This window comes from Streptomyces sp. NPDC057136 (assembly GCF_042670885.1).
Classification (GTDB): Bacteria; Actinomycetota; Actinomycetes; order Streptomycetales; family Streptomycetaceae; genus Streptomyces.
Map to the genome: position 1 here is coordinate 120444 of NZ_JBHUUV010000014.1, position 22144 is coordinate 142587.

General features: G+C 70.2%; 21 protein-coding genes and 1 pseudogene. 15 read left to right on the plus strand and 7 right to left on the minus strand.

Annotated elements, in window-relative coordinates; translation table 11 throughout:
• Positions 1-92: 92 nt before the first annotated feature.
• Both ACFT7S_RS19010 and ACFT7S_RS19015 read left to right on the plus strand, forming a co-directional pair.
• The gene (locus ACFT7S_RS19010) at positions 93-1217 is read left to right on the plus strand and encodes a hypothetical protein (RefSeq protein ID WP_382733107.1); all 1125 of its coding nucleotides are present in this window, start codon (positions 93-95) and stop codon (positions 1215-1217) included.
• A gap of 116 nt (positions 1218-1333) precedes the next feature.
• Positions 1334-1651 (plus strand): hypothetical protein, encoded by a 318-nt coding sequence (locus ACFT7S_RS19015; protein ID WP_382733110.1) that lies wholly within the window; start codon positions 1334-1336, stop codon positions 1649-1651.
• On the opposite strand, the gene ACFT7S_RS19020 is transcribed toward ACFT7S_RS19015, so the two are convergent.
• Positions 1584-2156: a TIGR03086 family metal-binding protein gene (locus ACFT7S_RS19020; protein ID WP_382733113.1), complete on the minus strand. Its 573-nt coding sequence runs from the start codon at positions 2154-2156 to the stop codon at positions 1584-1586. The two genes, ACFT7S_RS19015 and ACFT7S_RS19020, sit on opposite strands and share 68 nt — an antisense overlap.
• A gap of 80 nt (positions 2157-2236) precedes the next feature.
• Here ACFT7S_RS19020 and ACFT7S_RS19025 point away from each other — a divergent pair, with 80 nt between their 5' ends.
• From ACFT7S_RS19025 to ACFT7S_RS19040, 4 genes are all read left to right on the plus strand, one after another.
• A complete protein-coding gene (locus ACFT7S_RS19025; protein ID WP_382733116.1) occupies positions 2237-3052 on the plus strand; it encodes a DUF6597 domain-containing transcriptional factor in 816 nt (271 codons plus the stop codon).
• Positions 3053-3111: 59 nt separating this feature from the next.
• Positions 3112-3672 carry a GNAT family N-acetyltransferase gene (locus tag ACFT7S_RS19030; RefSeq protein ID WP_382733119.1) on the plus strand — a complete coding sequence of 187 codons (561 nt, stop codon included), beginning with the start codon at positions 3112-3114 and terminating at the stop codon, positions 3670-3672.
• Between the two features lie 76 nt (positions 3673-3748).
• Positions 3749-4528 (plus strand): metallophosphoesterase, encoded by a 780-nt coding sequence (locus ACFT7S_RS19035; RefSeq protein ID WP_382733122.1) that lies wholly within the window; start codon positions 3749-3751, stop codon positions 4526-4528.
• Between the two features lie 105 nt (positions 4529-4633).
• The gene (locus ACFT7S_RS19040; RefSeq protein ID WP_382733125.1) at positions 4634-5377 is read left to right on the plus strand and encodes a Mut7-C RNAse domain-containing protein; all 744 of its coding nucleotides are present in this window, start codon (positions 4634-4636) and stop codon (positions 5375-5377) included.
• Here the strand turns inward: ACFT7S_RS19040 and ACFT7S_RS19045 are convergent.
• Positions 5356-5454: pseudogene (locus ACFT7S_RS19045) on the minus strand (TetR/AcrR family transcriptional regulator); the annotation flags it as partial. The gene ACFT7S_RS19040 and the pseudogene ACFT7S_RS19045 overlap by 22 nt on opposite strands.
• 37 nt (positions 5455-5491) lie before the next feature.
• On the minus strand, positions 5492-5992 hold the full coding sequence (locus ACFT7S_RS19050; RefSeq protein WP_382733127.1) for a hypothetical protein: 501 nt from the start codon (positions 5990-5992) through the stop codon (positions 5492-5494).
• Positions 5993-6099: 107 nt separating this feature from the next.
• Between ACFT7S_RS19050 and ACFT7S_RS19055 the strand changes: the two genes are divergently transcribed.
• On the plus strand, positions 6100-6450 hold the full coding sequence (locus tag ACFT7S_RS19055; protein WP_382733129.1) for a YnfA family protein: 351 nt from the start codon (positions 6100-6102) through the stop codon (positions 6448-6450).
• A 64-nt stretch (positions 6451-6514) separates the two neighbouring features.
• The gene (locus tag ACFT7S_RS19060; protein WP_382733132.1) at positions 6515-7273 is read left to right on the plus strand and encodes an SDR family NAD(P)-dependent oxidoreductase; all 759 of its coding nucleotides are present in this window, start codon (positions 6515-6517) and stop codon (positions 7271-7273) included.
• Between the two features lie 82 nt (positions 7274-7355).
• On the opposite strand, the gene ACFT7S_RS19065 is transcribed toward ACFT7S_RS19060, so the two are convergent.
• The gene (locus ACFT7S_RS19065; RefSeq protein WP_382733134.1) at positions 7356-8549 is read right to left on the minus strand and encodes an RtcB family protein; all 1194 of its coding nucleotides are present in this window, start codon (positions 8547-8549) and stop codon (positions 7356-7358) included.
• A 171-nt stretch (positions 8550-8720) separates the two neighbouring features.
• On the opposite strand from ACFT7S_RS19065, the gene ACFT7S_RS19070 reads away from it, so the two are divergent.
• The 3 genes from ACFT7S_RS19070 to ACFT7S_RS19080 all read left to right on the plus strand — a co-directional run bounded on the left by ACFT7S_RS19070 (position 8721) and on the right by ACFT7S_RS19080 (position 12188).
• The gene (locus ACFT7S_RS19070; RefSeq protein ID WP_382733137.1) at positions 8721-9590 is read left to right on the plus strand and encodes a DUF3558 domain-containing protein; all 870 of its coding nucleotides are present in this window, start codon (positions 8721-8723) and stop codon (positions 9588-9590) included.
• A 159-nt stretch (positions 9591-9749) separates the two neighbouring features.
• Positions 9750-10565 carry a DUF3558 domain-containing protein gene (locus ACFT7S_RS19075; protein WP_382733140.1) on the plus strand — a complete coding sequence of 272 codons (816 nt, stop codon included), beginning with the start codon at positions 9750-9752 and terminating at the stop codon, positions 10563-10565.
• A 228-nt stretch (positions 10566-10793) separates the two neighbouring features.
• Positions 10794-12188 carry a DUF2637 domain-containing protein gene (locus ACFT7S_RS19080; RefSeq protein ID WP_382733142.1) on the plus strand — a complete coding sequence of 465 codons (1395 nt, stop codon included), beginning with the start codon at positions 10794-10796 and terminating at the stop codon, positions 12186-12188.
• A 60-nt stretch (positions 12189-12248) separates the two neighbouring features.
• Here the strand turns inward: ACFT7S_RS19080 and lysS are convergent, their stop codons facing one another.
• Positions 12249-14012, minus strand: coding sequence for a lysine--tRNA ligase (gene lysS, locus ACFT7S_RS19085; protein ID WP_382733145.1), 1764 nt, complete (start codon positions 14010-14012; stop codon positions 12249-12251).
• A gap of 135 nt (positions 14013-14147) precedes the next feature.
• Here lysS and argS point away from each other — a divergent pair, with 135 nt between their 5' ends.
• Positions 14148-15929: an arginine--tRNA ligase gene (gene argS / locus ACFT7S_RS19090; protein WP_382733148.1), complete on the plus strand. Its 1782-nt coding sequence runs from the start codon at positions 14148-14150 to the stop codon at positions 15927-15929.
• 79 nt (positions 15930-16008) lie between these two features.
• On the opposite strand, the gene ACFT7S_RS19095 is transcribed toward argS, so the two are convergent.
• Positions 16009-16782 (minus strand): class II aldolase/adducin family protein, encoded by a 774-nt coding sequence (locus ACFT7S_RS19095; protein ID WP_382733151.1) that lies wholly within the window; start codon positions 16780-16782, stop codon positions 16009-16011.
• Positions 16779-17759 carry a C-terminal binding protein gene (locus tag ACFT7S_RS19100; protein ID WP_382733154.1) on the minus strand — a complete coding sequence of 327 codons (981 nt, stop codon included), beginning with the start codon at positions 17757-17759 and terminating at the stop codon, positions 16779-16781. Before ACFT7S_RS19100 ends, ACFT7S_RS19095 begins: the two co-directional genes overlap by 4 nt.
• A 234-nt stretch (positions 17760-17993) precedes the next feature.
• On the opposite strand from ACFT7S_RS19100, the gene ACFT7S_RS19105 reads away from it, so the two are divergent.
• The 3 genes from ACFT7S_RS19105 (at position 17994) to ACFT7S_RS19115 (ending at position 22138) form a co-directional block, all read left to right on the plus strand.
• Positions 17994-18911, plus strand: a complete 918-nt coding sequence (locus ACFT7S_RS19105; RefSeq protein WP_382733156.1) for an Lrp/AsnC family transcriptional regulator — start codon at positions 17994-17996, stop codon at positions 18909-18911.
• Between the two features lie 156 nt (positions 18912-19067).
• Positions 19068-20723 (plus strand): amidohydrolase, encoded by a 1656-nt coding sequence (locus tag ACFT7S_RS19110; protein ID WP_382733159.1) that lies wholly within the window; start codon positions 19068-19070, stop codon positions 20721-20723.
• A 59-nt stretch (positions 20724-20782) separates the two neighbouring features.
• Complete coding sequence (locus ACFT7S_RS19115) at positions 20783-22138, plus strand: MFS transporter (RefSeq protein ID WP_382733162.1); 1356 nt, start codon at positions 20783-20785, stop codon at positions 22136-22138.
• Positions 22139-22144 lie beyond the last annotated feature (6 nt).

The following is a 22144-nucleotide window of genomic DNA, read 5'->3' on the forward strand; positions in this document are numbered from 1 at the left end:
CAAAAGGGGGGGACCCTCCGCCGCAGAACGTCACTGTCGGACCCTCGCCCTACAGTTCCCGTAGATCACCAGGCACTTCGGGAGGGGACCCCATGACCGGCGCAGTGACCGCTCGGCCCGTCACCACATTCAAGGCTCCCCTGGGCCCGGCAGGGGAGACGGTCGACGCCCCTTCCATACTCCGGTGGCCGACCGGCCGCAGGCTGCTGGTGCAGCGCGGCGACACCGAGGTGGCCGTCGTCGACCTGGACGCCGAAGGCACTCCGCAGACCCGCTTCCCGGCCCCCTGGCCGAGCACCTTCGGCACGTTCACCGTCGCCCCCGACACCGGTCTCGCGGTCTTCGCCGGGCTGCACGCGGTGCGCGCGGTCGAGCCTTCGGGCGTGGTGCGCTGGGAGGTCCGGCACGGCTGCTGGGACGGCAGCTGCCGCATCCTGCACAGCTCGTACGAGGAGTACGCGACGGGAAGCCACGGGCATCTGTACGCGGACAGCGGCTCGGCGATGTTCTCCGCGGACGGCTCGGTCGTCTGGGCGCACATCCGCGGCCCGGTCGCCGCGTCGGGACCGGACCCCGAGGCCGTGGACGAATGGCTGGTCATCGACGCCGCCGACGGCACGGTGCTGGGCCGGGCCGACGCCGACACCGTGGCGGCGGGATCGGACCACATACCGCACCCCGATCCGGCCCTGATGGGACTCAGCGTCGGCGAGGGCCAGGACGGGGCACCGCTCCTCTGGGGCCGGTGGGACGGCCGGGAGCTCTCCGTGGAGCACTTCTGCGAGAGCGAGCGCATCCTGACCTCGGTGAGCCCCTCGGGCAAGCACTTCCTGACGGTGGGCCACGACCAGGACTCGATCGCCCTGCACGAGACCGCCGACGCCACCGTCGTCGCGGAGCTGGACGCCGAGGACACCCTGCCGCGCCATCCGGGCGCCGAGGAGGACGACCCCTACGCGGACCAGGTGATGTGGGACTACGTGTGCGGCCACATCGACGAGGAGTGGGCCGTCGCCGGCACGACGGAGCACGACGAGGAGTACGGCGCCGCCCGCCACTGGCTGCTGCGCACGACGGAGATGGACCCCGCACGGCTCCTCGCGTATCCCACGCCCATAGCCGGTGTGCCCTGGGGACTGGGGGACGGAACCTGGTACACGACGTCGCCGGACGGGGGCGCGTTGCATCTCTGGGCGTTGCACACTCCGCGGCCCTGAGTCCGGCGTACGCCCCCATTCGGCTCTATCCGGCCAGTCATTGGCCGAAGACCCATCTTCAGCTGACCTGCCGAACGTGCCGATGCAAGGGGCATCGACACCGAGGGAGGCCCACCGTGGACGACGTCCTGCTGGCTCTGTCCATCCCCGTGCTGGTCTTCGCGAGCGGCATCTACGCGGCGTGCGACAGCTGGTGGCGGCGCAGTCATCCGGCGCCGCCGTCCCCGTACACCCATCAGGCGGCCCGACTGGCCGAACGCGCGATGCTGACCCGGGCCGAGGACATCGTCGACGGGGTGTACGAGGTCCTCGGCCCCCTCTACGACACCCCCGGGGTACGGATTCCAGCCCCAGTGGCCACAGCCGTCACACCTGGGGCGAACGCCAGCCAGGGTCACGACCGGTCACAGCCAGCGCCTGCTCGAAGGCACTAGCCCCGGCCGGTACGGGGAACGGCTCGCCGAACACCTTGCCCTCCCGGGCCTTCGGGGCCAGCGCGGCAAGACCGGGACCCACCTCGTCCACCACGGCCTCGTCCGGCTCGAAGTCCTGACCGGTCGCCCGCGCCAGATCCCAGGCGTGCACGGTCAGATCGCCCAGCGCCATGAGGCCGACGGTCCTGGCCGGCATCCCCATCCTGCCCGTCACACCGTCCTCGACGCCGGGTGCGTCCCATGCCTTCACCAGGCGCGCCGTCTCCTCCGCGAACCTGCCGCGCCAGTCGCCCGTCACGACATCCGGGGTCACACCGAAGTCCGTCGGCTCCCTGGCCGCCAGCGCCTGGAAGTTGACGATCACTTGAAAGAGATGGTTGACCAGGCCCCGGACGTCGTACTCGCTGCACGGCGTGGGATCTCCGAGCCGCTCGTCGTCGATGCCCGCCACCACGGGAAGGGCCTGGGCGCGGGCGGCTGCCAGCAATTCACTGATCTTCTGCATGCCTCAGACCGTGCACCCGGCGGCCGTCGGTGTCTTGAATAAACGCGCCACGGACCTGGAGCGCTCATAGGATCGTTCGCATGGCCGGACCTCGACACGACACCCGGGGCATCGTCGACGCCCCCGACCTGTTCACGCACGTACGCTTCCGCCGCCGCGAGCCGGCCCCCGCCCTGCGGCCGTACCTGGAGCACTACTGGCTGATCGACTGGGACCTGCCCCAGCCGTACGTGTCGCATGTGGTGCCGCACCCCTCGGTGAACCTCGTCTTCCAGCGGTTCGAGAGCGGCAACGAGAGGGAACAGGCCGGTTTCGCGGAGATCTCCGGCATCGGCCTCGACCTCTTCGCCCAGAAACTGGAAGGGCGGGGGCGCGTCTGCGGCGTACAGTTCCGGCCCGGCGGATTCCGCCCGTTCGCCCCGGACCGGCCGGTCTCGGAGTGGACGGGCCGACGGATTCCCGCAGATCAGGTGCTGTCCGCGCGACCGTCCCCGGCGGCCGTACTGGACCCGGCGGACGAGGACGCCCGGGTCGCCGCACTCGACCGGTACCTGTTGTCGCTGGGGCCCCGTCCCGATCCGCAGGCCGACCGGGCCATGGCCGTGGCCGAACGCGCGCGTAAGGACCGTTCGTTGCGCCGGGTCGGACAGCTGGCCCGCACCGAGGGCCTGTCCGCGCGCTCGCTGCAACGGCTCTTCTCCACGTACGTGGGCGTCGGCCCCAAGTGGGTCATCCTCCGCTACCGCATCCACGAAGCCCTGGAGCGGGCCGAGTCGGACCCGGAGACCGACTGGGCGGCGCTGGCCGCGGACCTCGGCTACAGCGACCAGGCGCATCTGGTCAGGGACTTCACCGCGACGGTGGGCGTACCGCCGACGGCCTTCGCCCCGCGCTGACCGGAGCGGCCGCCCGCTGCCCCGCCCCGTTGTCAGTGCCCGGCTCTACAGTTTTCGGTATGGAAAGCGCCGCGTCATCACCGTCCTCGCCGGACCGGCCCACCGCCCCCGTTCGCATCGTGCCCTGGGCCGAAGGCGACCTGGAACTGCTCCGCCGGGCCAACGCACCCGAGCTGATGGATCACCTCGGCGGACCCGAGAGCGAGGAGCAGCTGACAGCCCGCCACGGCCGGTATGTGGCACTGAGCGCCGACCGGACGGGCAGGGGCCGGATGTTCCGGATCGTCCTGGCCGCCGACGGCGAGGACGTCGGGACGATCGGCTTCTGGGAGCGCACCTGGCAGGGCCAGGAGGTGTACGAGACGGGCTGGGCCGTCCTCGCGGGCTTCCAGGGTCTCGGCATCGCGACAGCGGCGACGGCGGCGGTCGCCGCGCAGGCGCGGGCCGCGCACAAGCACCGCTATCTGCACGCCTATCCGTCCGTGGAGAACGGCGCGTCGAACGCGGTGTGCCGCAAGGCCGGCTTCACATTGCAGGGCACCTGCGAGCTCGAGTACCCGCCGGGCAACCCCCTGCTGACGAACGACTGGCGGCTGGACCTGGGCTCCACGGGCGGGTAGGCCTTGCGCGATCCCCGGATCTAATGGATGAATAAGCTTGAACCATTAGCTGACTCACCGAGGGACGGACCCACCGATGTTGCTGGCACACATCAGCGATCTGCATCTCGACGGAACCGACCGGGCGACGGACCGGGCCACCCGAGTGGTGACCTACCTCAACTCCCTGACCCGGCAGCCGGACGCGGTCCTGGTGACCGGCGACATCGCGGACCACGGCGCCCCCGAGGAGTACGCCGAGGCGGCCAGGCTGCTCGCCGCGCTCACCGCCCCGGCATTCCCCTGCCCCGGCAACCACGACGACCGCGCCACCTACCGCAAGGTCCTGCTGGGCGACGACCACCCCGAAGGGGCGGGCACCGCCACCGGCCCCATCAACCGACTGCACCACGTGACCGGTTACGCGCTCCTGCTCTGCGACTCGACGATCCCCGGCGAGGACGCGGGACGGTTCGACGAGGAGACCCTCGACTGGCTGGCCCGCACCCTGGACGACCTGGGTGACACCCCCGCCCTCCCGGCCTTCCACCACCCGCCGGCCACGGTCCATCACCCGTACCTGGACTCCACGAACCTGACCAACGCGGCACGCTTCGCCGAACTGCTCGGCGAGCGCCCCGTCGACAACGTCCCGGCGATCCTCACCGGGCACGCACACACGTCCATGGCGGCCACCTTCGCCGGGCGGCCCCTGCTCGTGGCACCGGGAGTGATCTCGACTCTGCGACTGCCGTGGGAGAGCGGCGAGGGACTGGTCGACCGCGTCGCACCGCCCGGGGTCGCCTTCCATGTCCTGGACGAGGGCGTCCGGGGTGCGGGCGGACGCATCACCACGCACTACCGCGTCGTGCCGTAACCGCCCGGCGGGGCGCCCCCGCTCCGCGCGAGCGCTCCGGCGCGGCTCCGGCGCGGCTCCGGAAAAGCCTCGCTGCCACGCCCCGCGCAATGGCATCCTGACGTGGTGAACGGACCGGAGATCGACCTCGAAGTAGCACCTGAGCTGCGGCTCTTCGTTACACACGAACGCCGGGTCGGACGCACCAGCGTCACCACCGACGGCTCGTCGACGCTCGGCCATGTCGTGGAGTCTCTCGGAGTCCCGCTCACCGAGGCCGGACAACTGCTCGTCGACGGCCGCCCCGTACCCGTATCGCACATCCCCAGCGCGGGTGAACTGGTCGAGGTCCGCGCCGTGGAACGCCCTCAGCGCGTTCCCGGCGCCCCGTTGCGCTTCCTGCTCGATGTCCACCTCGGCACGCTCGCCCGGCGCCTGCGGCTGCTGGGCGTCGACGCCGCGTACGAGAGCGAGGACATCGGCGACCCGGCGCTGGCCACGCTCTCGGCCACGGAACAGCGGGTGATGCTCTCCCGGGACCGGGGGCTGCTGCGGCGGCGGGAGATCTGGGCGGGGGCGTACATCTACAGCGACCGCCCGGAGGCCCAGCTCCGCGACGTACTGGGCCGGTTCGCGCCGGTCCTCGCGCCGTGGACGCGGTGCACCGCCTGCAACGGGAAGCTGGCGGACGCAGACAAGGGCTCGGTGAGCGCCCAGCTGGAGCACGGCACGCAACGGTCCTACGACGTGTTCGCCCAGTGCACGGAGTGCGACCGGGTGTACTGGCGGGGAGCCCACCACTCACACCTGGAAACCATCGTCGCGGACGCCGTCCGCGAATTCGGATACGGCCGCTCCGCGGTCAGATAGCGCTGGATCGTCGGCGCGAGCCAGGCCACGACCTCCTCGCGAGGCATGGTGGCAGCGGGTTCGATCCGCAGAAGGTACAGCTCACCGAACCATCAGCCCCGACGTCCCACCACCTCAGAAGACGTACGCATCTCCCGTGGCCGGTGCCAGCACCTCGTGCTCGTTGTTCTGCGGGGCCTGGTCGGGCACACCTCCGCTCCACAGGGTGTCGACCCGGACGACCACTTCGGCAGGCCGTGCTCCGAGCCGCAGATCGAGCGCAGCGCGCCGAATCTCCCCGTCCGCCGGCAACGGGCCCGTCCGGCACAGCACCGTGCTGCTGCCACCCCAGAGGCAGCCCTGCGGCAGCCCCTGACGACCCGCCAGAGGCGTGGAGAACCGCAGCCGCACCGTGGCGTCCACCAGATCCCACGGACCGCTGTTCGCACTCTCCAGCCAGATTCCGAGCCGATCACCCCAGAGGGAGACATGCCCGTGATGGGACACATCCGCCTCCGGCACCACGCCCCGGGCCACGGGCCGGGCCGCGGCCGAGGGCCCCGCCCCCCACAGCACGGTCGCCGCCATCGCCGCCGCGGCGGACACCACCAGCAGAGCTCTACGCGTCGCTACCATGCGGTGAACATACCGATCGCCCACAATCATCCCTATTTGATGACCGGTTCGACGCGCCTCACCCCACCCGCACGGCCCACCCGGGCCCCACGTGAAACGCTCCTCCCATGCTCGTCGCGCGCTCCATCGCCCTCTTCGCCGTCGCCGCACTCTTCGAGATCGGCGGAGCCTGGCTCGTCTGGCAAGGGGTCCGGGGCAGCGACGCGCACGGCGGGCGGGGCTGGATCTGGATCGGCGCGGGTGTCATCGCCCTCGGCCTGTACGGATTCGTGGCGACGCTCCAGCCGGACGGCGAGTTCGGTCGCATCCTCGCGGCGTACGGCGGCGTGTTCGTCGCCGGCTCCATCGCCTGGGGCATGGTCGCCGACGGCTACCGCCCGGACCGCTGGGACGTGATCGGCGCCCTGGTCTGCCTGGCAGGCATGGCCCTGATCATGTACGCCCCCCGCAGCCGCTGAACACCCGCCCCACCGGCCTGCCTATCCTGACTCCCGTACCGATCAGCTGTCCGAGGAGATCGCCATGGCCGCCACCCCTATCGCCGTCATCACCGGCGCGAGCAGCGGCATCGGTGCCGCGACCGCCCGGCAGCTCGCCGCCGCCGGCTACCGCGTCGTGCTCACCGCCCGCCGCAAGGACCGCATCGAGGCGCTCGCCGCAGAGATCACCGAGGCGGGCCACGAAGCGACGGCGTACGCCCTCGACGTCACCGACCGCACCGCGGTCGACGAGTTCGCCACGGCCTTCCGCTCCCTCGCCGTCCTCGTCAACAACGCGGGCGGCGCGCTCGGCGCGGACCCCGTCGCCACCGGCGACCCCGCGGACTGGCGCGAGATGTACGAGACGAACGTCATCGGCACCCTCAACGTGACCCAGGCCCTGCTGCCCGCCCTCACCGCGAGCGGCGACGGCACCATCGTGATCCTCTCCTCCACCGCGGCCCTCTCCTCCTACGAGGGCGGCGGCGGTTACGTGGCCGCCAAGCACGGCGAGCACGTCCTCGCCGAAACCCTCCGCCTGGAGATCGTCGGCACCCCCGTCCGCGTCATCGAGGTCGCGCCCGGCATGGTCAAGACCGAGGAGTTCGCGACCACCCGCTTCCGCGGCGACACGGAGAAGGCCGCCAAGGTGTACGCGGGCGTCGACGCCCCCCTCACCGCATCCGACGTGGCCGACACGATCACCTGGGCCGTCACCCGCCCCAGCCACGTCAACATCGACCTCCTGGTCGTCCGCCCCCGCGCCCAGGCCTCCAACTCCAAGATCCACCGCACCCTCTGACCTCACCGCGGCACACAGCAGTCGCAGCGAGGAGCCCCGGACCGCATACGGCCCGGGGCTCACTTACGTCGCCGCGCGGGGTTCACCCCTTTACGCACACGACCTGCTTCAGCTTTGCGACGACCTCGACCAGGTCCCTCTGCTGCTCGATGACCTGCTCGATCGGCTTGTACGCAGCCGGGATCTCGTCCACGACACCGGAGTCCTTACGGCACTCCACGCCCCGCGTCTGGTCCTCCAGGTCCTGCGTCGAGAAGCGCTTCTTCGCCGCGTTCCGGCTCATCCGCCGACCGGCACCGTGCGAGGCCGAGTTGAACGACTTCTCGCTCCCCAGGCCCTTCACGATGTACGAGCCCGTCCCCATGGACCCCGGGATGATCCCGTACTCCCCCGAACCGGCGCGGATCGCCCCCTTACGGGTGACGAGCAGGTCCATTCCCTCGTACCGCTCCTCCGCCACGTAGTTGTGGTGGCAGCTGATCTCCTGCTCGAAGGCGACCTTGGCCTTCTTGAACTCCTTGCGGACGACGTCCTTCAGGAGCCGCATCATGATCGCGCGGTTGTACTTCGCGTACTCCTGCGCCCAGAACAGGTCGTTCCGGTACGCCGCCATCTGCGGGGTCTCGGAGATGAAGACCGCCAGGTCCCGGTCGATCAGGCCCTGGTTGTGCGGCAGGCTCTGCGCGATACCGATGTGGTGGTCGGCCAGCTCCTTACCGATGTTCCGCGAGCCGGAATGCAGCATGAGCCAAACAACATCGGTCGAATCAATGCAAATCTCGACAAAATGATTCCCCCCGCCTAGCGTTCCCATCTGCTTAGTGGCACGTTCCTGACGGAATTTGACCGTATCGGCGATCCCGTCGAACCGCCCCCAGAAGTCGTCCCAGCCCGCCGTCGGGAAGCCGTGCAGCTTTCCCGGCTCGACCATCTCGTCGCGCATCCCCCGGCCCACCGGAATGGCCTGCTCGATCTTCGACCGCAGCCGCGACAGATCACCCGGCAGATCGTTGGCTGTCAGGGACGTCTTCACCGCCGACATTCCGCAGCCGATGTCCACGCCCACCGCCGCCGGACAGACCGCACCGTGCATGGCGATCACCGAACCGACGGTCGCACCCTTGCCGTAATGAACGTCCGGCATGACGGCGAGACCCTTGATCCACGGCAGCGTGGCAACGTTGCGCAGCTGCTGCATCGCCCCGTCCTCGACCGAGGCCGGATCGGCCCACATGCGAATCGGAACCTGCGCCCCCGGTACCTCTACATACGACATAACCCCTCGATTCCCCCGAAAAGACTGAAAGCGCAAAACTGGCGCCAAGATCGGCAAACTAGTCGGTCGACCGGCATTCACAGCTGCGCGTGCGATACACATTGTGTCCACCGGCCGCTATCGAGCGGCAACCTGTTTTCGTACCGAAGGGAGCCTGGGAGCGTGCGACACATGGCGTATGTACCCGGCGTCGCGCTTCTCGCAGCGCTCGTCGTCGGCTGCAGCGCGGGCTCGGGCGGCGATGCCGACGACGCCGACAGCAAGGTGGACAGCCCGACGGTCTCGGCCGCCCCGCCCGGCAAGTACCGGACCCTGCCCGAACCGTGCCGCGCGGTTCCGCGTTCCACCCTCAAGGACCTCCTGCCGGGCACTGCCGAACTGCCCGAGGAGCAGCAGGAGAAGGTGTACGAGGGCACGGCCGCCGTCACCTACGACACCGACCGCAAGGTCGGCTGCCGCTGGAAGTCCGAGTCCCCGGACATGTCCCGGAACCTCGTCATCGACTTCGAGCGCGTCGTGTCGTACGACCCGGCGGTGAGTGACGACGACCGGGCCGGCGAGGTCTATACGAAGAAGGAGATCGCCGCCGACCTGCCGGCCGCCTCCTCCCCCGGCGGGGAGAAGGAGACGGGCCAGGGCTCGACGTCCGCCACCCCGTCGACCGGCAAGAACACCGGGACGAACACCGGGACGAACACCGGTAAGAACGCCGATACGGAAGGCGCCTCCGACACCCCAGGCACAGCCGACCCCACCGACACCGCCGACACGACGGGCACCCCGGGCACCACCGCCGAGGAGCTGGAACCGCGCATCCTCGACAACCTCGGAGATACGGCATTTCTGGACGATGTCCTCACACGGGCAGGTTCCACCGCACAGCACCGCACCGTGAGCGTGGTATTCCGCACATCGAACGTCATCGTGACCGTTCAGTACACCGAGCAGCCGGCCCTCGTCACCAAGGTCCCCGACAGCAAGGAACTGCAGGAAAAGGCCCGGGCGCTGGCCCGGAACCTGGCCGAGACGCTCAGCGAATAGCCACCGCCCGACGTCCGGCGACCCAACCCGGCCGCCCTCGCGAGGTCCGCGACCGAGGCGGCATCCGGCCGCCGTCCGTCGTACCGTGGCCCTCCGGACCACCCCACTGCCCGACCGAAGACCCGCACGAGACCGCCGTGCCATCCGAGTGAAGGAACCATGCACCGATCAGCTCCGCGACTGTCCCGCATACTCGCCTGCGCCGCCGTCCCGGTGATGCTCGTCGTCGCCGGCTGCTCGTCGGACGACGGCAACAAGAACTCGGACGCCTCCGCCTCGGCGAGCGCGAAGCCGACGGCGCCGACTGTCGAGCCGGCGAAGTTCAGCGAGCTTCCCGACCCGTGCAAGGCGATCGCGAAGAAGACGATCTCGTCCCTGGTCCCCAAGGCCAAGGTCAAGGACGGCACACCGGGCAAGTCCAGCGACGTCTCGGCCCGCGCCGGCTGTTCCTGGAACGGCCTGGACGACAACGGCGTCAAGGGCTCGCAGTACCGCTGGCTCGACATCGGCTTCACCCGCTTCGCCTCGGACCAGTCCCTCGGCAGCGGCGCCAAGCGCGCCACGGAGGACTACACGAAGCAGGTCGCCAAGGCCCAGGCCACCGAGGACGCGAAGAAGCTCAGGACCGCGGCCGTAGACGGCATCGGCGAGCAGGCCACTGCCATCACGTACGACCTCACCAAGACGAGTGAGGACTTCGAGTACGCGACGGTCGTCGCACGTACGGGGAACGTCGTCGTCACCCTCACCTACAACGGCGCGGGCTACGCGGGTGCCAAGGCGCCGTCCGCCTCCGACGTCCTGAAGGGTGCCGAGAAGGCGGCGAAGGAAGCGGTCGCCTCGGTCACCACCGCCGACGCGGCCGCCGACAAGGACTCCGACTCCGCCGGCACCAAGGCGCCCGCCACGGGCAAGACCTCGGCCAAGCCGTCCGCCAAGTCATCCACCAAGTCGTCCACCAAGACCAGGTCCTAGGAACCGGGGCACCGGAAACCGTCGGCACATCGTGACGTAGCCCGGCAGAAGCCCCAACCCCCCTGTCCACAGGCGCTTTTACGAAGCCCGGCTCTCCCTCCGGAGCCGGGCTTCCCCCCTCCCCGCGCAACGCGTGCCCTGCGCATGTGCCAGGCTGTGCCCGCGCCGGACGTCCTGAGTCGGGCGGAGGGCAGCAGCCCAGGACAGAAGTCGGGGAGGGGATCGCGCGTGGCCGCGATGCAGCTGACACGCACGCACCGGATACTCATCGGAATCGTCATCGCCGGTGCGGTGCTCATCGCCGCGATCGGATTCGCGGGCTCGTACGCGGCCGTCCGCGAACTGGCCGTGGAAAAGGGCTTCGGGACGTTCTCGTACGTCTTCCCGATCGGCATCGACGCGGGCATCTGCGTCCTGCTCGCGCTCGACCTGCTGCTGACGTGGATGCGTATCCCGTTCCCGCTGCTGCGTCAGACCGCCTGGCTGCTGACCGCCGCGACGATCGCCTTCAACGGCGCCGCGGCCTGGCCCGACCCCCTGGGCACGGGCATGCACGCGGTGATCCCGATCCTGTTCGTCGTCTCCGTCGAGGCCGCCCGCCACGCCGTGGGCCGGATCGCGGACATCACGGCCGACAAGCACATGGAAGGCGTACGCCTCACCCGCTGGCTGCTCTCCCCGATCCCCACGTTCAAACTGTGGCGCCGGATGAAGCTGTGGGAGCTGCGCAGCTACGAGCAGGTCATCAAGCTCGAACAGGACCGGCTGATCTACCAGGCCCGCCTGCAGGCCCGTTACGGCCGCAACTGGCGCCGCAAGGCCCCGATCGAGTCACTGATGCCGCTGCGCCTGGCGAAGTACGGCGTCCCGCTCGCCGAAACCGCCCCGGCCGGACTCGCGGCGGCGGGCATCGAACCGGCCCTGCTGCCTCCGGTCGGCCCCGTCCAGCCGCAGGCCGAACTGCCGTACACCGCACCTCAGGAGCACCAGAAGCCCCAGCAGGGCCAGGAGCACCAGCAGGGGAACGAGCGGGACTTCGAGCAGGGTTACGAGCAACAGCAGCACGGCACGCCCCACCCCCAGCAGTTGCCGGACGAGCAAGAGCAACACGGGCACGAAAGCCCGTGGTTCGCGGCGCCGCCGGTACCGGAGGGCGCGTACGAGGGTGCGTACAACCCGACGTACGTCGAGGGTCTCGAGCCCACCCCGGTCATGATCCCGTCGGGCCCCGGCGGCCGGACCCGCCCGCTCGGTGACGTGGGCACGATCGGCGCCGTCCCTCACCCCCGCAACGCGGAGTACCGGGCCGAGCAGCAGCCCCAGCCCGAGCCGCTCCCGGCCCCCCTCGCCGAACCCGCCTCCGTCCCCGAATCCGACCCGCAGCAGGAAGCGGACCCGGCGGAGTGGGCCGAGGCGGAGGTCGAGTTCAGCACCATCGCGTACGAGGTGTTCACCGCGTACACCCATCAGCACCAGGACTACCCGAGCGCCGAAGTCCTCGACATACACCTCTCGGACGGCCACAACGTCAGGCACCCGCGCAGCGCGGCCCTGCTCCGCCGTCTGCTGCCCGGGTTCAAGCAGCGCTTCGACAACGAGATGGCCGCGGAACACATCGCCTGAAACGCCGATCGCCGGTCGGGCTGAGTAACAGCCCGACCGGCGAACGAACGACTACTGCGCCTACGCGCCGAGCAGCACGCGCACCCGGTCCGCCCCCACCGCGAGCAGCAGCGTGGGCAGCCGCGGCCCGGTGTCGCGGCTGACCAGCAGCCGGTACAGCAGCGCGAAGAACGACCGCTGGGCCACCTTCAGCTCCGGCGTCGGCTTGGCATCCGCCTCCAGGCCGGCCAGCACCTTCGGTACGCCGTAGACGAGCGTGGTCAGCCCGTCGAGCGACCAGTGCGAGTCCAGCCCTTCCAGGAGCAGCCGCAGCGACTCCCGTCCCTGCTCGTCCAGCGAGCCGAGGAGTTCCTTGTCCGGCTCGTCGCGGACGATGGTGCGTGCCTCGGCCGGGACCTGGCTGGTGATCCAGTTCTCGGCGCGGTCGAGACGCGGCCGCGCCTCGGCCAGCGAGGACAGCGGGTTCTCCGGGTCCAGCTCGCTGAGGATGCGCAGCGTCTGGTCCTCGGCACCGGCCGTGATGTCGGCGACCGAAGCAAGGGTGCGGTACGGCAGCGGGCGCGGGGTGCTGGGCAGCTCACCTGCGGCCGTGCCGATGGCCCGTGCGTAGGCCGCCGCGTCGGCCGGCAGTACGGAGCTGTCGGCGACCTTGCGCGCCAGCGAGTCCCACTCGTCGTACAGCCGCTGGATCTCCTGGTCGAAGGCGATCTTGAACGACTGGTTGGGCCTGCGGCGCGCGTACAGCCAGCGCAGCAGCGGCGCTTCCATGATCTTCAGCGCGTCGGCGGGCGTCGGGACGCCGCCCTTGCTGGAGGACATCTTCGCCATGCCGGAGATGCCGACGAACGCGTACATCGGTCCGATCGGCTGGACGCCGTCGAAGATCTCGCGCACGATCTGGCCGCCGACGACGAACGAGGAGCCGGGCGAGGAGTGGTCCACTCCGCTCGGCTCGAAGATCACGCCTTCGAACGCCCAGCGCATCGGCCAGTCGACCTTCCAGACCAGCTTGCCGCGGTTGAACTCGCTCAGCCGGACGGTCTCGGCGAAGCCGCAGGCCGAGCAGGTGTAGTTCAGCTCGGTGCTGTCGTCGTCGTACGAGGTGACGACGGTGAGGTCCTTCTCGCAGTTGCCGCAGTAGGGCTTGTACGGGAAGTAGCCGGCGGTGCTGCCGCTGCCGTCGTCCTCGTCCGCCGCGCCGGAGCCCTCGGCGGCCTCCAGCTCGGCCTCGTCGACCTTCTTCTGCTGCTGCGGCTTCTTGCCGCCCTTGGCCGCCGCGCCCGGGTCCTTCTTCGTCCGGTAGCGGTCGAGGACCGCGTCGATGTCGCCGCGGTGCTTCATGGCGTGCAGGATCTGCTCGCGGTACGTGCCCGCCAGGTACTGCTCGGTCTGGCTGATCGCGTCGTACTCGACCCCGAGCTCGTCCAGCGCCTCGGTCATGGCGGCCTTGAAGTGCTCGGCCCAGTTCGGGTACGCGGAACCGGCCGGGGCGGGCACCGAGGTCAGCGGCTTGCCGATGTGCTCGGCCCAGGTCTCGTCCACACCGGGGACGCCGGCCGGCACCTTGCGGTAGCGGTCGTAGTCGTCCCAGGAGATCAGATGCCGGACGGTGCGGCCGCGGCGGCGGATCTCGTCGGCGACCAGGTGCGGGGTCATGACCTCGCGGAGGTTGCCCAGGTGGATCGGGCCCGACGGGGAAAGGCCGGAGGCGACGACGACCGGTTTGCCAGGCGCACGACGCTCCGATTCGGCGATGACATCGTCCGCGAAGCGGGAGACCCAGTCGGTCTCGGTGCTGGTCTGACTCTCGGCCACGGTCGGCACGTCCTTCTCTCGTATAGATCCCGTCAGGGGGCACGGCCATTGTCCCAGGTACCCCCCACAGCGCGAAAACGGCTTTACACCACGTGGGATACTTGGGCGATCCCTTGTACTCCTACGGAAACGGCAGCCCGTCCCATGCCTGAGTCAGGCTCGGTCAATTCCCTCGCTTCCACGCTCCAGCAGCAGCTGGCGGACGCCCTGACGGCAGCACTGCCGGATGCCGGCACCGCGGACCCGCTGCTGCGCCGAAGCGACCGGGCCGACTTCCAGGCCAACGGCATCCTGGCGCTCGCCAAGAAGCTCAAGGGCAACCCGCGCGAGCTCGCGTCCCAGGTCACGGCCGCCCTTCCGGCGGGCGACCTGATCAAGGACATCGAGGTCTCGGGCCCCGGCTTCCTCAACATCACGCTGACGGACAAGGCGATCATCGAGACGCTGGCCGCCCGCGCCACGGACGGCGAGGGCCGCCTCGGCGTCCCGCTCGCCGGGAATCCGGGCACGACCGTCATCGACTACGCCCAGCCGAACGTGGCGAAGGAGATGCACGTCGGCCACCTGCGGTCGGCGGTCATCGGCGACGCGATGGTGCAGATCCTGGAGTTCACCGGCGAGAACGTGGTCCGGCGCCACCACATCGGCGACTGGGGCACGCAGTTCGGCATGCTCATCCAGTATCTGATCGAGCACCCGCACGAGCTGGACCACCGGGGTGGCGCCGACGACGGCGAAGCGGCCATGTCGTCGCTGAACCGCCTCTACAAGGCATCGCGGGTGCTCTTCGACTCCGACGAGGAGTTCAAGGCCCGCTCCCGGGACCGGGTCGTGGCACTCCAGGCGGGTGACGCGGAGACGCTCGCGATGTGGCAGCGCTTCGTCGACGAGTCGAAGATCTACTTCTACTCCGTCTTCAACAAGCTCGACATGGACATCCGCGACCCCGACGTCGTCGGCGAGTCCGGCTACAACGACATGCTCGAGGACACCTGCCGGATTCTGGAGGAGACGGGCGTCGCCGTCCGCTCCGAGGGTGCGCTGTGCGTGTTCTTCGACGACGTGAAGGGCCCCGACGGCAACAAGGTCCCGCTGATCGTCAAGAAGACGAACGGCGGCTACGGCTACGCGGCGACCGACCTCTCCGCGATCCGGGACCGGGTGCAGAACCTCAAGGCGAACACCCTGGTGTACGTGGTGGACGCCCGGCAGTCCCTGCACTTCAAGATGGTCTTCGAGACGGCCCGTCGCGCGGGCTGGCTCAACGAGGACGTGAAGGCGCACCAGCTGGCCTTCGGCACGGTGCTCGGCAAGGACGGCAAGCCGTTCAAGACGCGTGAGGGCGAGACGGTCCGGCTGGTGGACCTGCTGGACGAGGCGATCGACCGGGCGACGACGGTGGTGCGCGAGAAGGCCGAGAAGGTGGGCCTCGGCGAAGAGGAGATCGTCGAGAACGGGCGGTACGTCGGTATCGGGGCCGTGAAGTACGCGGACCTGTCGACGTCCGCGGTGCGGGACTACAAGTTCGACCTGGACCAGATGGTGTCGCTGCACGGCGACACGTCGGTGTACCTCCAGTACGCGTACGCGCGTATCCGCTCCATCCTGCGCAAGGCCGGTGACGCGAAGCCGGCCGCGCACCCGGAGCTGGAACTGGCCCCGGCCGAGCGGGCGCTGGGTCTGCACCTGGACCAGTTCGGCGAGGTCCTGTCCGAGGTGGCCGCCGGGTACGAGCCGCACAAGCTGGCCGCGTACCTCTACCAGCTGGCCTCGCACCTCACCACGTTCTACGACCAGTGCCAGGTCCTGAGCGACGAGAATCCGGCGGAGGTCGTCGAGAACCGTCTGTTCCTCGTCGAGCTCACCGCCCGCACTCTCCACCAGGGCATGAAGCTCCTCGGCATCCGGACGCCCGAGCGGCTCTGAGTCACCCGGGAAGCCTCTGAACCACCCGGCACGCAGCAGGGCCCGGCACCGATGGGTGCCGGGCCCTGCTGCTGCGGGATCAGTCCCGGTAGTCCGGCGCGACCCGGTCCAGCAGGCGCAGCATGGCCGCCCATGCCAGGTCGTAGGCCCCGTCGTCCTGGAAGTCCGCGTCCGCCTCGCCCGCGAGCTGGCGTGCGGTGTACTCGCAGGTCTCGGGGGAGGGGACGGTCAGCGGTCCGCCGCCCGCCTGCGCGGTGACCTGGATCTCGCAGGCCTTCTCCAGGTAGTACATGCGCAGGAAGGCCTGGGCCGCGCTCTCGCCCACCGTCAGCAGACCGTGGTTGCGCAGGATCAGCGCCGGGTGGCTGCCGATGTCGTCGACCAGGCGCTTCTGCTCGTCGAGGTTGAGGGCGACGCCCTCGTAGTCGTGGTAGCCGACGCGGTTGTAGAACTCCATCGACATCTGGTTGAGCGGCAGCAGCCCGTCGCGCTGCGCGGCCACGGCGCAGCCGGCCTTGGTGTGGGTGTGCAGGACGCAGTGGGCGTCCTCGCGCGCGGCGTGGATCGCGCTGTGGATCACGAAGCCCGCGGGGTTGACCGGGTACGGGGTGGGCCCGACCGGGTTGCCCGACAGGTCGATCTTGACCAGGTTGGAGGCGGTGATCTCCTCGAAGAGGAGACCGTAAGGGTTGATGAGGAAGTGGTGGTCGGGCCCCGGCAGCCGCATCGAGATGTGCGTGAAGATCAGGTCGGTCATCCGGAAGTGCGCCACGAGCCGGTAGACGGCGGCGAGTTCACGGCGCAGCCGCGCCTCCTCTTCGACCGATGCGTCGGTGGTCGGCAGTTCGATCACGAGGAGGCTCCTTCGAGGGTCGGGTCGACCACGGGGGTGAGGGGGCGCCCGGTGCGGTGCCAGGCGATGACGTTCTCGGCGGGTGCGCACACGTAAGCCCGCTGCGAGGTGTCGGAGAGGTACGCGCTGTGCGGGGACAGCTGGACGCGCGGGTGGCTGCGCAACGGGTCGTCGAGCGGCGGCGGCTCGACCGGGAACACATCCAGGGCCGCACCCCTGAGCCGTCCGCCGTCCAGGGCGACCAACAGGGCTGCGGGGTCGACGAGTTCACCGCGGGCGACGTTCACGAGGTAGCCGCCCGGACGCATCCGGGCAAGCAGCTCCGCGTCGACCATGCCGCGCGTCCGCTCGGTCAGCGGGGTGTGCAGCGAGAGTACGTCGGAGGCGGCGACCAGTTCGTCAAGGCCGAGCCGCTCGACCCCGGGCGGCCACCCCGCCTCGTCGGCGTGCGGGTCGTACGCGGCCACGCGCCCGAATACGGGGGCCGCGATCCGGGCCAGGGCCCGCGCGATACGCCCGAAGCCCAGCAGTCCGAGCGTCAGTTCACTGGCTCTGCGCGGGACTTCGGCGAACTCGGTGCTCCATCCACCACTACGGACGGTGGCGTCGGCCTGGGGCAGCGCACGCACGAGGCTGAGCGCACTGGCGAGCGCGTGCACGGCGACGTCCTCGGTCGCGGCGTGCGGAAGGTTGCTCACCCACAGCCCACGCCGACGCGCCTCCACCGTGTCGATCATGTCGAACCCGGCGGACATCGTGGCCAGCATCCGCAGCCCGGGGAGCCGGTCGAGCAGCGCGGCGTCCACCTGCGCGTAGCCGACGATCAGCGCGACGGCGTCGCGCGCGGCGTCCGCGATCGCCTCCGGGTCACGGCTGCCGACGACCCGCGTGTCGAATCCCGCGTCGGCCAGCAGCCGCACACCGGGACCGATGTCGAGTTCCTCGGGGTCCGTGAACACCACCAGGGGCCGGCTCATCCCATCCTCCTCAGGATTCTCAAGCTCCTCAAAGCGCAACGCAATGATGATTCGTCCGCAACGATCGCCCAGAACCTACGTTTCATCCGGCAAACTTGTCCAGCGATGGTGATGCGATCGCCAGCGGCGCACGTCATCCGGGTCCGACCCCCACATCCCGGTGGTCGAGAATGGGCCCCACCCCGGGCGCACCCGCCCCCGGGCACCCGAACCGATCCGAGGGGAAGCGCCCAGGTGGATCTGGACCACACCGATCTGGCCGTCGTCCGCGAACTGCAGACGGACGGCCGCCTGACGTACGAGACGCTGGCGCAGCGCGTCGGACTCTCCCGCCCCGCCACCCGTGCCCGCGTTCAGCGGCTGCTCGCGGGCGGCGGCGTACGCGTGGTGGCCGTCGTGCATCCCGCGGTACGGGGCCTGACGGCCTCGGCCCACCTGTCGGTCGGCGTACGCGGCCCGGCCGAGCCGGTGGCCCGCACGATCGCCGCCATGCCGCAGGCGCCGTTCGTCACTCTCACCGCGGGCGGCCACGCAATCATGACCGAGCTGCGCACCAAGGGACTGGCCGAGCTGGACCGGGCCATCGAGTCGATCCGCTCGCTGCCGGGTGTCGACGTGGTGGACCCGCTGATCTCCCTGGAGCACCTCAAGGACCCGTACCTGCCGGCGGACAAGCCGGAGGTACCGGAACTGGACGAGACGGACCGGCTGATACTGGACGAGCTGGAGCGCGACGGCCGGCTGCCCTTCGCCGAGCTCGCCGAACGCGTGGGCCTCTCGCCCGGCGCCGCCCGCGCGCGCACGCTGCGCCTCCTGGACGGCGGCGTCGCCAAGGTGCTCGCGCTGGTGCGCCCCGAGCTGCTGGGGCTCGGCTTCCTGTGCGGATTCGCCGTACGCCTGGACGGCGAGCGGGACGCCGTCGCGCGGCACATCGCCGCATGGGACCGGGTCGCGTTCCTCTCCGCCTGCATGGGGCGCGCGGAGCTCGTCGGGACGATCAGCGCGGAGTCCCTCCCGGCGGTGCGCACCACGCTGGAGGAGATGCGGGCCTGCGCGGGGGTACGCGCCGTGGAGAGCTGGGTCCATCTGGAGCTGATCAAGGAACGCTACGACCTCACGGAACCCCTTGAGGCCATGACAGACGATACGTAAGCCAAATCCGACATCACATTCCGAAAAATTTGTGCACTGGAGGTCTAGGCAAGGCATCGTCCGCTGCATATCGTCCATGCGAACGAATCAACCGTCGCGATCCGCTCCGCGTACGGCCCTTTCATGGACGTCCCCAGGTCGAAAGCAGGCCCCCTCATGCACCACCCGCTCGACGACGCCGACCGCACACTCCTGGTGACCGGCGCAGCCGTCGCCGCCCCCGGCACCACCGAACGCGCCGAGGCCCTGGCCGTCCGCGCCGGCCGCGTCGTCCACGTCGGTACGATCGAAGACGCCCGCGCCGCACTCGGTGGCCGGGCCGACGAGGTACTCGAACTCGACGGCGGACTCGTCCACCCCGGATTCGTCGACGCCCACTGCCACCCCGTGATGTACGGGCAGGCGCTCGCCTGGGTCGACTGCCGCCCCGAACAGGTCCCGGACATCGAGACGCTCGTCGCCGTCCTCGCCGACGCGGCCCGCGAACTGCCCGCCGGGGTCCCGGTGCGCGGCTTCGGCTACGAGCACCGCCGCCTCGCCGAGCGCCGCCACCCCACCTGCCACGATCTCGACCGCGTCGCCACCGACCGCGAGGTCTACGTGATGAACGCCTCCGGCCACGGCGGCGTCGTCAACTCCCACACCCTGCGCACCTGCGGTGTCACCGCGGGCACCCCCGACCCCGAGGGCGGCAGCATCGGCCGCTCCCCCTCCGGTGAACCCGACGGCCAGCTCTGGGACGCCGCCTGCGACCTGCTCACCGGCCCCGGCGGAGTGAAGATCGGCAACCACGGCCCGAACTTCCACCTCTCCGAGCCCGACGCCATCATGGCCGACCACCTCCAGCGCGCCCAGGAGGTCTTCCTCGCCGCCGGAGTCACCACCGTCGGCGACGCCCAGGCCTCCCGCCGCGAGATGGAGACGTACCTGCGCGCCCGCGCCGACGGCACCCTGCGCATGCGCGTCTCCGCCTACCTCACCTCCGCGCTCCTGGACACCGCACTCGACCTGGGCGTCGTGAACGGCTTCGGCGACGACCTGTTCCGCGTCCAGGGCGTCAAGTTCTACGCCGACGGCACACTCGGCGGCTGGACCGCGTACTTCCCCGAGGGGTACGCCGCCGACTGCTGCCACCACGGGCAGCTGTACCACTCGGCCGAGGAGTACGCCGAGATCGTCGGCCGCGCCCACCGCGCCGGGCTGCAGACCGCGACCCACGCCCAGTCCCCGTACGCCATCGGCATGGTCCTCGACGCCATCGAGAAGGCCCAGACCGACCGCGAGCGCCCCGACATGCGCCACCGGATCGAGCACTCGGGCCTGCCCACCGACGAACAGATCGCGCGCATGGGCCGGCTCGGCGTCATCCCGGTGATGCAGCCCCAGCACCACCTGCGTACGGGAGACGGCACCCTCACAGCGGTCGGCGACCTCGGCCACCGCTACAACCCGGCAGGCACCTGCCTGGCCGCCGGTGTCCCCGTCGTCTTCAGCTCGGACGCCCCCGTCGCCCCGCCCGCCCCGCTGGAAGCCGTCTCGGCCGCCGCGACCCGGCGTACCGTCCTCGGCACCCTCCTTGGCGACGCCTCGCTGCGGATGCCCGTCGCGGACGGCCTGCGCGCGCACACCGAATCGGCCGCCCGCGCCCTGCACCGCGAACACGCCGTGGGCGCACTCGCCCCCGGCATGCTCGCCGACTTCGCCGTCCTGGACAGCGACCCGCTGACCGCCGACCCTGCCGAACTCGCCTCCATCGGCGTACGCGAAACCTGGATCGGCGGCACCCGCGCCTGGTCCGCCCCCGGCCGCTGACCGCTCACCCCACCGCTCACCCCACCTCCCCCGCCGCCCCTCCCGTCCCCGGAGGCCCCATGTCCAAGCAGGCCACCAAGCAGGCCACCACCAGGAAGAGCCCGTACAGATCCGCCTTCGCGGCCCTGGCCGGCACTTCCATCGAGTGGTACGACTTCTACGCGTTCGCCACAGCCGCGGCGATCGTCTTCAACGACGTGTTCTTCCCGCCGGGCATGTCGCCGTACCTACGGACCCTGTCCGCCTTCGCCACCTTCGCCATCGGCTTCCTGCTGCGCCCGCTCGGCGGCATCATCTTCGGTCACATGGGTGACCGCGTCGGCCGCAAGAAGACCCTGGTCATCACCCTGGTGATGATGGGCGTCGCCTCCTTCGCCATCGGCCTTCTTCCCACGTACGCCCAGGTCGGCGCCCTCGCCCCGATCCTGCTGATCGTGCTGCGCCTGGTCCAGGGCATCGCGATCGGCGGGGAGTGGGGCGGCGCGGTACTGATCGCCGTGGAGAACGCCCCGCCCGGCAAGGCCGCCTTCTTCGGATCGTTCGCCCAGCTCGGCTCGTCCGTCGGCGCCCTGCTCTCCACCGGCGCCTTCAGCCTGATGAGCCTCTTCGGCGACGAGGCGTTCAACGCCTGGGGCTGGCGCGTGCCCTTCCTCGCCTCCGCCGTGCTGGTGATCACCGGTCTCGTCGTCCGGGTCAAGCTGGAGGAGTCCCCGGTCATGGAGGAGGTGCACAAGGAACAGCAGGCGAAGGGCGAGACCAAGCTGCCTGTCGTGGAGGTCTTCCAGAAGGCCTGGCGCACGGTCCTCATCGGAGTCTTCGCCCTGGCCACCGCGACCGGCGGCTACTACGTCGTAACGAGCTTCCTGCTCTCGTACGGCACCGGAGACCTCCACCTGTCGGAGTCGATGCTGCTCAACGGCCTGACCCTGGCGGCGTTCCTGGAACTCCTCGTCACACCGTGGCTGTCCTGGCTCGCGGACAAGGTGGGACCTCACAAGGTCGTGATCGCCGGTCTGGTGGGCGTCGTCGTCCTCTCGATCCCGCAGTTCATGGTGCTGGGCACCGGCAGCGTCGTCCTCATCTGGCTGATGATGCTGGCCATGCGCCTGGTGATGTCGGCGCTGTACGGGCCCATCGCGTCGATCCTCGTAGAGGGCTTCGCCCCGCACGTCCGCTACACCGGCATCTCCCTCTCCTACCAGATCTGCAACATGATCTTCGGCGGCCTCGCACCCCTCGCCGCGGTCTCCCTCGCGGCAGCGGCGGGCGGCCACTACTGGCCCCCGGCGGTCATGCTGATGGTCATCTCGGCAGTCGGCATCGTCTGCACGGCACGCCTCCGCCGACTCGCCGTACAGCCGGTCGCCGCCCAGGACCGGACCCCGGCCCGCGAGGCGGTGCCCACCGCCCCGTAACCCCGT